Source organism: Massilia sp. H6 (assembly GCF_024802625.1).
In the GTDB taxonomy this organism is placed as follows: Bacteria; Pseudomonadota; Gammaproteobacteria; order Burkholderiales; family Burkholderiaceae_D; genus Telluria.
Genome location: NZ_CP103371.1, coordinates 1 through 11,972, shown reverse-complemented (window position 1 = coordinate 11,972; position 11,972 = coordinate 1). Strand labels below are relative to the sequence as shown.

Here is an 11,972-nt window from a genome sequence, read left to right as displayed (position 1 = left end):
GCATTTTGCTAATCGATTCAAGGGGACTACGTGATGAAGAAACAGGTGCCTGCAAAGGCCGAACGGCTGCGCCTTAATGTGTTGGGCGCATCGGCATTGCTGGTGCTGCTTGCGGCTTGCGGCGACCATCCGCCCAAGGACAAGCCGGATGGCGACAAGCCGCCCGCGCCGCCGCCGGCGGCCATCACGCTGGTTGCCGGTAATGCCACCACCGCCGGTGCCATCGACGCCACTGGCAGCGCCGCGCGTTTCCGTAATCCGCATGGCATTGCCGTCGATTCCGCAGGCAACCTGTATGTGGCGGACCGGGGTAATTTTACGATCCGTAAAATTACCGCAAGCGGCGTGGTCACTACGCTGGCCGGCTCCGCAGGTGATAGCGAGTTCATCAACGGCGTCGGCGGCGGCGCCCGTTTCAGCAATCCGCTGGCGCTCGCCATTGGTCCAAACAACATCTTGTACGTAGGCGACTACCGCCTGGTGCGCCGGGTGGGCACGGGCGGGCAGGTCGATACTTTTTCCGAGATCCCGCGCGGCAATGTGGACAGCCGCAGCACACCGCTGCTGGACATCGGCGGCATCGCGGTCGACACGCGTGGCGACGTCATCGTGACCAACGGCCACAGCACGCGCCGTATCACCCAGAATGGCGCCATCACCATGCTGGAAGGCAGCCAGGTGCTGACCGGCGTCGGCGGCACCCGCGCGTTCTTGCAGCGCGGGGTGGCCACCGACAGCAAAAACGACGTCTATGTGTACACGCTGGAGCGCACCATCGCCCGTACCAACGGCTCGAACACCCTGACGCAGCTGGCCGGCGCGCTGAATGTGCGTGGCTACGCCGACGGCACGGGCGCGGCGGCCAGGTTCGAAGACGTGGTGGCGATGACGGTCGACCCGCAGGGCAATGTGTACGCGGCCGACAACACTAACAACCTGATCCGCAAGATCACGCCTGACGGCGTCGTGTCGACGTTTGCCGGTACGCTCAAGGCAACGACCCTGGCGACCGGTGCATTGCCGGGCAGCCTGCCGAACATCCAAGGCTTGACCACGGACGGCAAGGGTAGCCTGTACGCCACCACCGGCAATGCCGTCATCAAGATCCGGCTGCCATAAGGTATCGGAACGAATTGAACATGGGATGGCATCGGCGCAATCATGCACACCCCCTGTGCGTCCATGCGACCGATGTTCCCTTGACTATGTCCCTAGCTCAACTATTCTGAATCCGCCACCTGCAATTTGGCTGGATCGTCATCTAGAACGATCCACAAAGACAATGACAACGGAGACGGAATGACAGTTCAATCTGGCGCATCCATGGGGCTCGCCGCCCTGGCCATCAGCCTGCTCGCCACGAGCGCCCACGGCGCGGTGGTTGCTTTACCGAGCTATAACGTCAGCGTCAGCGAAGTGTCGGTTTCCGGTTTTTCGTCCGGCGCCCACATGGCAGCGCAGATGCATTTTGCTTATTCGAAGACGGTGAAGAAGGGCGCCGGCATTGTCGCCGGCGGTCCTGTCTACTGCTCCCAGGGCAGCGTAAGCATTTCGGTCGGTCCGTGCATGCGCGATAACGGATCGCGCAATCTGCCTTACCTGCTGTCGGTGGTCAATACCTGGTCGGGCAACGGCTATATCGACCCGACCAGTAACATGGCCGCATCGAAGGTGTACCTGCTGTCGGGAACGATCGATTCGACGGTCAAGCAGCCGGTCATGAACGACTTGCACAGCATGTACGGCAATTACCTGCCAACCGCGAACATCAGCTACAAGAACAACCTGACGGCCGAGCATTCGATCCCGACGGACTTCTTTGGCAGCGGCTGCAGCGTCAACAGTTCGCCCTACGTCAATAACTGCAACTTCGATACCGCGGGCGAGATCCTGAAATGGATTTACGGGCTTTTGAGCGCGAAGAACGTCAGCACCCTGGGCGGCAGCTTCGTCAACTTCGACCAGGCCGCATTCTGGGGCAACCGCAATCCGAACACGCACGGGATGGCGAGCAGCGGCTACGCTTACGTGCCCGCCGCCTGCGCCGCGGGACAATCCTGCCGCCTGCACGTGGCCTTCCACGGTTGCACGCAGAACGTCGCGAGTGTCGGCACGGCCTTTTACCAGAACGCCGGCTACAACCGCTGGGCGGATACGAACAAGATCGTCGTCCTGTACCCGCAGGCGACAAGCACTTTTAACAATCCGGGCGGCTGCTGGGATTGGTGGGGATATGACGATGCCAACTTCCCGGGCAAGAGCGGCGGGCAGATGGTGGCGATCAAGACCATGATCGACAAGATCGTCGGTGGAAATGTGGCGGCGCCGTTCAGCTGCAGCTCCTGGTACAGCAGCAACTACTCGCATGTGACGGCCGGCCGCGCGTACGTCGGGGCTAATGGGCAGGTGTATGCGGTGAATTCAAATCAGTACCTGGGGTATTACATGACGACGGCGTATACGGACGTCAGGAGGACGTCGGCGGGGTATTACGCGTATGGAAGGTGTTCATGAACGAGCATGCATGAAGCGGGAACCAAGCAGATTGGGGCTCGCGCCATCAGCCAACGAGGGCTTCGTTGGCTGATGGCGCGCGAGCCTGTCAGAATTTCTCGCAGGCTTGTTGGAATACCTTTCCCCCTATCAACGTTCATTTGATAGCATTCTGAAATGAACGCCATCCCCGCTTACGCCGCCGCCCCTCCGAGCATCCGCCGTCGCCAAAACCTAGCCCTGGTGCTATTGGTCGTCACCGGCGTCATCAACTACCTCGACCGCGCTACCCTCGCCGTTGCCAACGAGTACATCCGCGCCGATCTCGATCTTTCGCTCGGCCAGATGGGCCTGCTGCTGTCGGCGTTCTCCTGGAGCTACGCGCTCTGCCAACTGCCGGTCGGCGCATTGGTCGACAAGATTGGCCCGCGCTGGCTGCTCGGCATAGGGTTAGTGGTGTGGTCGTTGGCACAGGCGGCAGGTGGCCTTGTGTCGACCTTTGGCTGGTTCGTGATTGCGCGCATTGTGCTTGGCATTGGCGAAGCGCCGCAGTTCCCGGCAGCGGCGCGGGTCGTAAGCAATTGGTTTCCGATCCGGGCACGCGGCACGCCGACAGGAATCTATAACTCGGCATCCCCGCTGGGCGTCGCGCTAGCACCGCTGCTCTTGTCGCCATTGATCGTGGCAACAAGCTGGCACTGGGCCTTTTTTGTGACTGGCGCGATGGGCCTGGTGGCGGCCGTGATCTGGGTCGCGCTCTATCGCGACCCGGCTCGCGAGCAAATGTCCGAAGCCGAGCTCGCTTATCTGGACGCCGGCCAAACATCGGAGCCTGTGCCTGAAACCACGTTTGCATCCTGGCGTGCGCTGTTCCGGCATCGCGCTACCTGGGGCATGCTGTTCGGCTTTTCCGGATCGGTCTACCTGAACTGGGTCTACCTGACCTGGCTGCCGGGTTATCTGCGGACCGAGCGCAACATGGATATCGCCTACGCCGGCATCGCGGCGTCGATTCCCTTCGCGTGTGGGTTTGCTGGCGCCCTGGTGGCCGGTTGGGCGTCAGACCAGGTAGCGCGCCGTTCGGTCTCGCCGCTGGCCGGTCGCCGCAGGGCGGTAGTAGCCTCGATGCTGGGCATGGTGGCGTTTACCATTCCGGCAGCGCTGGTCGAGAGCAATACCGTGGCAATTGCCTGCATCTCGATCGTGATTTTCCTGGCCAATGCAGCCTCGGCTTGCTCCTGGTCGCTGGTCACCGTCGTGGCGCCGCGTAGCCGGATTGGGTCCTTGGGCGCGATCCAGAATTTCGGCGGCTTTATCGGCGGAGCACTGGCACCGATTCTGACAGGCTTCATAGCGCAGACCTGGTCCTTTGTGCCGGCATTGTTGACTGGTGCTGGCATCGCGTTTTTGGGAGCGATGGCTTATCAATTCCTGGTTGTCCGGTCTATACCTGAGCAGGACTAAGCTGCACGCTTACCTGCTTTCACCTGCTTTCGCTATGCTCATCCGCTCGCCGAGGGCGGCGGCCAAGGACAACTCTCAAGCCAGGGAGCTCTTGCTCTTGAGAGCGCCTAACTCTCCTACTGTGGCGCTGAGCCAGAATGGATTTTCGCATTCCAACGCTCAAACGAAAACAGCATGGCAACCGACGTTTATTTGCACATCGACGGCATCAAAGGCGAGTCACAGATCTGGATCTCCGACTTCAAGCTGCGAGACTTTTGGTCTGGACGAGGTTATCGCACAAAGAGGCCCGCTCATGCATTCTATCGCCCATAAAATCGTCGCTGTAGCCGTCGCTATCGTCATAACGGCCCCGCTGGCCTCTGTCAGCGCCTCACTCAGCGTTCTCCAAGACCCGCTCCTCGGCTTGCGTTATGAAGTCGCGACAACCAGGTTCGAGCCGCTGCCAGCCGACCTGGCGGCGAAGTGCTCCGTGCTGGCCGGATCCGAGAACATGGGCGGAGTGTGGTTCGTCTACGCGCGGGCGCGGGACGCCACGGGGAAGTCCTATTATCTCGTGAACGGCTATGAGATCAGGCGCCGTCCGGCGCCGCCCGATCTTCCGAAATACGAGACAGGCGGATTTGGGATGCTCGTGAGCGTGCAGGGTGATCAATGCGCGCTCATCGACGCCGACGCTCGGCAGGTTTTCGATGACCGCATCTTCGACGAGGAGCTGCCTCAAGACGTGCTCCAACGGCTTGCCACCGACTTCGTTGCCCGGCTCGCGGGGGCGTTCGGAGGCGTTGACAGGCTGGCGGTGGAGTTGAAGCGCCAGCGGGTTGATCTCGACGCGCTGCCCATCGAGCTTCGCAACGCGTTCAGGGGTCTCCGGCAGTCCAGGCGGAAGTAGCGCGCTGACTGAAGCAGCAACAGCACGACCTTGGTGCGAACTATGGCGTTGTCAAAATATAACCGCAGGGGTCGCGACGATCCTCATTGGTCAGACACGGGCGCATGTAAGTGCGCCTTACGATAACATCAGCGCTTGCCGTACTATGCATCGGTCTCGGTGCAGCAGCGGTGGCGCAAGCCCGCCTCCCCGCTGATGCCGCCAACTACGTAGAGCAGCGCGAAGCCTGCGACTACTTCCGAGGCGAGATCTCGGACCCGCCGCACAAGCGGCGAATACAGGAAATCGAACGCGAGATCCGCAAGCTCTGTAACGGCACCAACAAGAAGCTCGTCAAGTTAAAGCGCAAGTACGCCAAGAATCCAGCCGTGATGAAGCGTTTGAACGAGTTCGAGGAGAATATCGAGCCGCCTCCGGCAAGCAGGAGCCGGTGAGGCGAGTTGGCCTCACAGCTGCGTCTTCACTGCAACCGAATAGCAGTATCGAAGAGCCAGGTGCGGCGAATTTCAATCACGTCGTACTGACGCGCCAGGCCCGGCGGAAAGGCTCCGTAGGGAGCCTGGCTGGCCAAGACCTTGCGGATTGCGTCGTCGATGGCAGTCACGCCGCTGGACACCACGAAGCTCACTTTTTCGACGGTGCCGTCGGCACGGATTGCCACCGTGACGATCGGCTGGGTATGTGGGCGTTTGACTACATCGCGCACCATGTCGAAGGTCATGTTCAGTTCGATTTTTCGGCGCAGGGTTTCCGCGTAGAGCACCAGATCGGCGTTCGGGTCGGCGCGTCCAAACAGCCAGCCCCGGCGCAGGCTGCTCGTCGTGGGCTGCGCCGCTTCCTGCTTGAGCTGATTGGCAATCGCGCGCAAGCGCTCCTCGCGCTTGGATTCCTGCTGGGCGCGCTCCCGCTGCGCCTCTTCCTGCTTTGCCTGTGCCTGCCGTGCCGCCTCTACCTTGATAGCGTCATGCTGCGCCTGCTCCTGGCGTTCAGCATCCAGCCGTGCCGCCTCGCTCCTGGCCGCTTGTTCGGCACGGGCAGTTTCCAATTGCTGCTGCTCCTGTCGTGCCGCTTCTCGCTGCGCTGCCGCCAGCGTCGCCTGACGCAGCAGTTCGGTATTTCGCTGCTCCTGCTCGAGCCTGGCCTGCGAAAGCGCCCGATCCCGCGCCAAGTTGTCGGTTTGCTTCTGGGCGGCGCTGTCAGTATTGCCGGGCGCGGGTGCAACACTTCCCAGTGCCGGAACGGCGCGCGCCAAGTTGTCGGCGGGCAGTGGCGTCGGCGTAGCGTCCAATGCAATCGGGAGCTTCACAGCGGGCGGGAGGGGTGCCACAACGGCTGCCTGGGACGGGGCCGGCGTGCTCGTTGGCGCTGGTGTCGGCGCGGGCGGGGATGCAAGGGCGAGGGGAGGAGGCGAGAACGACACGCCGGGCACGTCGCGCGGCTGGACGACTGGCGGTACAAGGTCCCTGGGCAGCGGCGCGCTCACCGCGGCGGGTTGGACGATACTGGAAGGTGCGGCGACTGCTGCCGGCGGCAGCGCCGCCGGTACAGGACTAGCAGGCCGCGCTGGCGCCAGAAGCACCTGCAAATCGTTTGCGGCGAGTCGCCGTTCTTTCCAGGGAAGCTGCAGTCCTGGAAGTCCGGCACCGTTGCCGCCGAGGGTCATGCTCAGCAGCAGTACGTGCGCCAGCAGGGAGAGCGCGAGTGCAGCGCCCATTCGCCCGGGGGCGGGGCGGGTGACGCATGCCGCAGCACTCACATTGATCTTCCTTTGCCAGGCGCAGACATCCCGCCGTGTCGCTAGACGGTCAATCAGTAACGATCGATTCAATTGATGCAGCCAGTGCCGGCGTAGCGGCACTGGCTGCGCGCATCAGACGTCGATATTCCCCGCCCTCAGCGCATTGCTCTCAATGAAGTTCCTGCGCGGTTCCACTTCATCGCCCATCAAGGTGGTAAAGATCTGGTCCGCCGCAATCGCATCTTCGATCTGCACCCGCAGCAGGCGCCGCACTTTCGGGTCCATCGTGGTTTCCCACAGCTGCTCCGGGTTCATCTCGCCCAGACCCTTGTAGCGCTGCTTGCTGACGCCGCGCTCGGCTTCTTCGCGCAGCCAGATCATCGCTTCGTGGAATTCGCGCACGGCGAATTCCTTCATCTTCTCGCCTTCGCCGCGGCGCATGATGGCGCCTTCGCCCATCAGGCCCTGGAAGGTGGCGGCTGCGTTGGCCAGTACCGCGTAGTCGTTGCTCAGCACGAAGTCGGCATCGATCGAGGTCACCTGCACGTTACCGTGGCGCATGCGCTCGATGCGCAGCGAATGCTTTTCGCTCAGTTCGTCCGAGCGCACCAGCACTTTCACGGCCGGATCATTGATCGCCGCTTCCATGGCCTGGGCCGAAGCGACGGAATGCTCCAGCGTGTCCATTTGCAGCGTCACGCCGCTCATGATGGCGGTTAGCGCCGCGCGGTCGATCACGCGGGTCAGGCGCATCATGATGGCGTTGGCCAGGTTGTACTGTTTTACCAGTTCGCCCAGGGCCTCGCCGGTGATCGGCTCGGCGCCTTCGCGTGGAATCAGCGAGGCGCTGTTGAGCGCCACCGCCATCATGTAGCTGGCTTCCTCGATGTCGTCCTTCAGGTAGCGCTCGTCGCGGCCGGCCTTGACCTTGTACAGCGGCGGCTGCGCAATGTAGATGTGGCCGCGTTCCACCAACTGCGGCATCTGGCGGTAGAACAGGGTCAGCAGCAGGGTGCGAATGTGGGCGCCGTCGACGTCGGCGTCGGTCATGATGATGATGCGGTGGTAGCGCAGCTTGTCGACGTTGAATTCGTCCGGGCCGATGCTGGTGCCGAGCGTGGCGATCAGGGTGGTGATCTGCTCCGACGACAGCATCTTCTCGAAGCGTGCCTTTTCCACGTTCAGCACCTTGCCGCGCAGCGGCAGGATCGCCTGGAACTTGCGGTCGCGTCCCTGCTTGGCCGAGCCGCCTGCCGAGTCACCCTCGACAATGTACAGTTCGGCCAGCGCCGGGTCGCGTTCCTGGCAGTCGGCCAGTTTCGACGACAGGCCCAGGCCATCCATGATGCCCTTGCGGCGGGTCAGGTCGCGCGCCTTGCGCGCCGCTTCGCGGGCACGGGCCGCTTCCACGATCTTGCCGCAGATGATTTTGGCGTCGTTCGGCTTTTCCGCCAAGAAGTCGGTGAGCGTCTTGGCGACAATTTCTTCTACCGGGCCGCGCACTTCCGACGACACCAGTTTGTCTTTGGTCTGCGACGAGAATTTCGGTTCCGGCACTTTCACCGACAGCACGCAGGTCAGGCCTTCGCGCATGTCGTCGCCCGAAATCTCCACTTTCGCCTTCTTGGCGAAATCGTGCTCGTCGATGTATTTGTTGATCACGCGGGTCATCGCCGCGCGCAGGCCGGTCAGGTGGGTGCCGCCGTCGCGCTGCGGGATGTTATTCGTGAAGCACAGCACCTGCTCGTTGTAGGCGTCGTTCCACTGCATCGACACGTCCACCGAGATGTTCGTGTTCTGGTCCGACATGCGGTCGCCCGTGGCCTGGAACACGGTCGGGTGCAGCACCGATTTGGTCTTGTTGATGTATTCCACAAAGCCGCGGGTGCCGCCTTCGAAGGCAAAGACTTCTTCCTTGCCGTTGCGATGGTCGCTCAGGCGGATATTCACGCCATTGTTCAGGAACGACAGCTCGCGGATCCGCTTCGAGAGAATCTCGTAGTGGAATTCGACGTGGGTGAAAATGTCTTCGTCGGCCCAGAAATGCACTTCGGTGCCGCGCTTGTCGGTGTCGCCAATGACCTTCATTGGCGAGACCTCGAAGCCGTCGACGATCTCGATGATGCGCTCTTGCGGGACACCGCGCACGAATTCCATCTGGTGCACTTTGCCTTTTTGGCGAACGGTCACGCGCAGCAGCTTCGAGAGCGCATTGACGCACGACACGCCCACGCCGTGCAGGCCGCCCGAGACTTTATAGGAGTTCTGGTTGAACTTGCCGCCGGCGTGCAGTTCGGTCAGGGCGATCTCGGTCGCCGAGCGCTTTGGCTCGTGCTTGTCGTCCATCTTGACGCCGGTCGGGATGCCACGGCCGTTATCGATGATCGAAATCGAATTGTCGGCGTGGATCGTCACGTGGATTTCGGTACAGTGGCCGGCCAGCGATTCGTCGATCGAGTTGTCCAGCACCTCGAATACCAGGTGGTGCAGGCCGGTGCCGTCCGAGGTATCGCCAATGTACATGCCCGGACGCTTGCGAACCGCTTCCAGGCCTTCCAGGATCTGGATCGAGGAGGCGCCGTAATCATCCGCTGGAGGAGCGGGGGACGTTTGTGCTTGGGTGTTCTCGGACATGGACTGCTTTCTCTATAAAACGGGTGATTCAGGCAATTACCGGAACCTGCAGCCTGAGTGACGTCACTTCCGCCTGCGCGCAAATGACGTACATAGGCTATTTCTTCATTCAACAATATCGACTGCGCGAATGCTTAAATCCGCATCGGCATCACGACATACTTGAAATCGCCATTCTCGGGAATGGAGATCAGCGCCGACGAGTTCGAATCGCCCAGGGCGATGTTGATCTGGTCGCATTTCAGGTTGTTGAGCACGTCGAGCAGGTAAGTGACGTTAAAGCCGATGTCGATCGAGTCGCCGCCGTAGTCGATTTCGATTTCTTCGACTGCTTCTTCCTGGTCGGCATTGGTCGAGCTGATCTTCATGACGCCCGGCTCGATGATGCAGCGCACGCCCTTGAACTTGTCGCTGGTCATGATCGCGGCGCGCTGCAGCGAACGCAGCAGCTCGTCGCGGCTCATCGTGAACTCGTTCTTGTAGCCCTTCGGGATCACGCGGGTGTAGTCAGGGAACTTGCCCTCAACCAGCTTTGAGACCAGCTCGATGTCGGCGAAGGTCAGTTTTACCTGCGAGGCGGCGATGTCGAGGCGAACCGTGTCGTCGTTTTCTTCCAGCAGGCGCTGCAGTTCGATGATGGTCTTGCGCGGAATGATCACTTCCTGGCGCTCGAAGGTCTGCTCGGTGGCCACCTGGCAGAAGGCCAGGCGGTGGCCGTCGGTGGCCACGGCGATGATGTTCTGGCCGTCCAGCACCAGGAGCAGGCCGTTCAGGTAGTAGCGGATGTCTTGCTGGGCCATCGAGAAGTGCACCATGTTGAACAGGTGCTTGAGCGTCTTTTGCGGCAGCGTGACCGAGGCGTTGTAGCTGTCGGCCACCGACACGGTCGGAAACTCTTCCGCGGCCAGGGTCTGCAGCGCGAAGCGCGACTTGCCGCTCTGTACGGCCAGGCGCTTGTTGGTCAGCGTCATGGTGACGTCGCCCGACTCCGGCAGCGCGCGCAGGATGTCGAGCAGCTTGCGCGCGGCCACCGTGGTGCCGGTCACATCATCGCCCGAGCCGATATTGGCCAGCGTGGTGATCTGCACTTCGGTATCGGTCGAGAGGAACGAGACGCTCGCGCCATCTTTGCGAATGAGGATATTGGCCAGAATCGGCATAGTGTGCCGACGCTCGACAATACCGCTCACGATCTGCAGTGGCCGGAGAAGCGTGTCTCGGGTGGTTTTGACCAGTTGCATAGATATCCTCAGTTTGTTTATTAGATGTTTATTGCTAGTGCACTATTTTGCCAACTGCTAAGAAAGAACACAAACCCTGGGGTGGCCGGCAAGCCGGCCGCCCTGCGTGTTACCCCTTGAGCGTCTGCTCCAGCACGTGCAGCTCGTGATTGCACTCGGCATTCTTCTGGCGGTCGGCCGAGATCTTGCGCACCGCGTGCAGCACGGTGGTGTGGTCGCGGCCGCCGAACAGCTCGCCAATTTCGGGCAGGCTTTTTTGGGTCAATTCCTTGGCCAGGTACATCGCGATCTGGCGCGGCCGGGCGATGTTTGCCGGGCGCCGCTTCGAATACATGTCCGCGACCTTGATGTTAAAGAAGTCCGCGACCGTCTTCTGGATGTTCTCTACCGAGATCTGACGGTTCTGCACCGACAGCAGGTCTTTCAAGGCTTCTTTCACCACGTCGATGGTGATGTCCTTGCCATGAAAGCGCGAATAGGCCAGGATCTTGCGCAGTGCGCCTTCGAGCTCGCGCACGTTCGAGCGCAGGTGCTTGGCCACGAAAAAGGCGACGTCGTCCGACAGCGTCACGTCTTCGGATTGGGCTTTTTTCAGCAGGATCGCCACGCGCATTTCCAGCTCCGGCGGCTCGATCGCCACCGTCAGGCCGGAGTCGAAGCGTGAAATCAGGCGGTCGTCCATGCCGGTGATTTCCTTCGGATAGGTATCCGAGGTGATGATGATCTGCTTCTTGGCCGCGATCAGGGCTTCGAACGCATAGAAGAATTCTTCTTGCGTGCGGCTCTTGCCGCCAAAGAACTGGATATCGTCGATCAGCAGCATGTCGAGCGAATGGTAGTAATGCTTGAAATCGTCGAAGCCTTTGCGCTGGTAGGCGGTGACGACGTCGCGCACGTACTGCTCGGCGTGGATGTAGCGGATGCGGGCGTTCGGGTTGTCGGCCATCACCTGGTTGCCGATCGCATGGATCAGGTGGGTCTTACCCAGGCCGACGCCGCCGTAGAAGAACAGCGGGTTGTACGACACGCCCGGGTTGTTGGCCACCTGGATCGCGGCAGCGCGCGCCAGCTGGTTGGCCTTACCGGTCACGAAGCTATCGAAAGTCAGGTCGGTGTTGATCCGGCTCTGCTCGCGCTTGGGCGAATTGGCGATATTGAGATTGCCCTGGCTGCTGGGCTGGTCGATCGAGCGCACCATGCCGCCTTGCGCAGGGGTATTGGCAGGCACTTCCGACGAGCCCGGCGCTACCGGCTTGCGCGGCGGGTTGGTCTTCGGGTCGAGCACGAACTGCACTTCGACCGGTGCTTCCCAGTACTGACAGGCGAGCTCGGTGATGCGCTTGGCGAACTGGGTCTTGACCCAGTCGAGCTTGAAGCGGTTCGGCGCGCCAATGCGCAGCTTGCCGTCCTCGTAATCGATGACGACCAGTGATTTGATCCACGCACTGTATTGCTGCGGCGTCAGCTCGAGTTCCAGTTGCGTCGAACAGGACTGCCAAAAATTTTCCAT

The 11,972-nt window shown here is 61.4% G+C and carries 9 protein-coding genes; 5 read left to right on the top strand and 4 right to left on the bottom strand.

What is annotated here, in order from left to right; all coding sequences use genetic code 11:
• The first annotated feature begins 33 nt into the window (after window positions 1-33).
• The 5 genes from NRS07_RS00045 (at window position 34) to NRS07_RS00025 (ending at window position 5,283) form a co-directional block, all read left to right on the top strand.
• Window positions 34-1,119, top strand: coding sequence for a hypothetical protein (locus tag NRS07_RS00045; RefSeq protein WP_259213397.1), 1,086 nt, complete (start codon window positions 34-36; stop codon window positions 1,117-1,119).
• 180 nt (window positions 1,120-1,299) lie between these two features.
• Window positions 1,300-2,514, top strand: coding sequence for a PHB depolymerase family esterase (locus tag NRS07_RS00040; RefSeq protein ID WP_259209816.1), 1,215 nt, complete (start codon window positions 1,300-1,302; stop codon window positions 2,512-2,514).
• A gap of 156 nt (window positions 2,515-2,670) precedes the next feature.
• Complete coding sequence (locus NRS07_RS00035) at window positions 2,671-3,957, top strand: MFS transporter (protein WP_259209812.1); 1,287 nt, start codon at window positions 2,671-2,673, stop codon at window positions 3,955-3,957.
• A 295-nt stretch (window positions 3,958-4,252) separates the two neighbouring features.
• Window positions 4,253-4,849: a hypothetical protein gene (locus NRS07_RS00030; RefSeq protein WP_259209810.1), complete on the top strand. Its 597-nt coding sequence runs from the start codon at window positions 4,253-4,255 to the stop codon at window positions 4,847-4,849.
• A gap of 170 nt (window positions 4,850-5,019) precedes the next feature.
• The gene (locus tag NRS07_RS00025; RefSeq protein WP_259209809.1) at window positions 5,020-5,283 is read left to right on the top strand and encodes a hypothetical protein; all 264 of its coding nucleotides are present in this window, start codon (window positions 5,020-5,022) and stop codon (window positions 5,281-5,283) included.
• A 26-nt stretch (window positions 5,284-5,309) separates the two neighbouring features.
• Here NRS07_RS00025 and NRS07_RS00020 read toward each other — a convergent pair whose 3' ends face one another.
• The 4 genes from NRS07_RS00020 to dnaA form a co-directional block, all read right to left on the bottom strand.
• The gene (locus NRS07_RS00020) at window positions 5,310-6,137 is read right to left on the bottom strand and encodes a TonB C-terminal domain-containing protein (protein WP_259209807.1); all 828 of its coding nucleotides are present in this window, start codon (window positions 6,135-6,137) and stop codon (window positions 5,310-5,312) included.
• Window positions 6,138-6,719: 582 nt separating this feature from the next.
• Complete coding sequence (gene gyrB / locus NRS07_RS00015) at window positions 6,720-9,221, bottom strand: DNA topoisomerase (ATP-hydrolyzing) subunit B (RefSeq protein WP_259209804.1); 2,502 nt, start codon at window positions 9,219-9,221, stop codon at window positions 6,720-6,722.
• A gap of 134 nt (window positions 9,222-9,355) precedes the next feature.
• Window positions 9,356-10,462 carry a DNA polymerase III subunit beta gene (gene dnaN / locus NRS07_RS00010; RefSeq protein WP_259209803.1) on the bottom strand — a complete coding sequence of 369 codons (1,107 nt, stop codon included), beginning with the start codon at window positions 10,460-10,462 and terminating at the stop codon, window positions 9,356-9,358.
• Window positions 10,463-10,571: 109 nt separating this feature from the next.
• Window positions 10,572-11,972, bottom strand: a complete 1,401-nt coding sequence (dnaA, locus tag NRS07_RS00005) for a chromosomal replication initiator protein DnaA (RefSeq protein WP_259209801.1) — start codon at window positions 11,970-11,972, stop codon at window positions 10,572-10,574.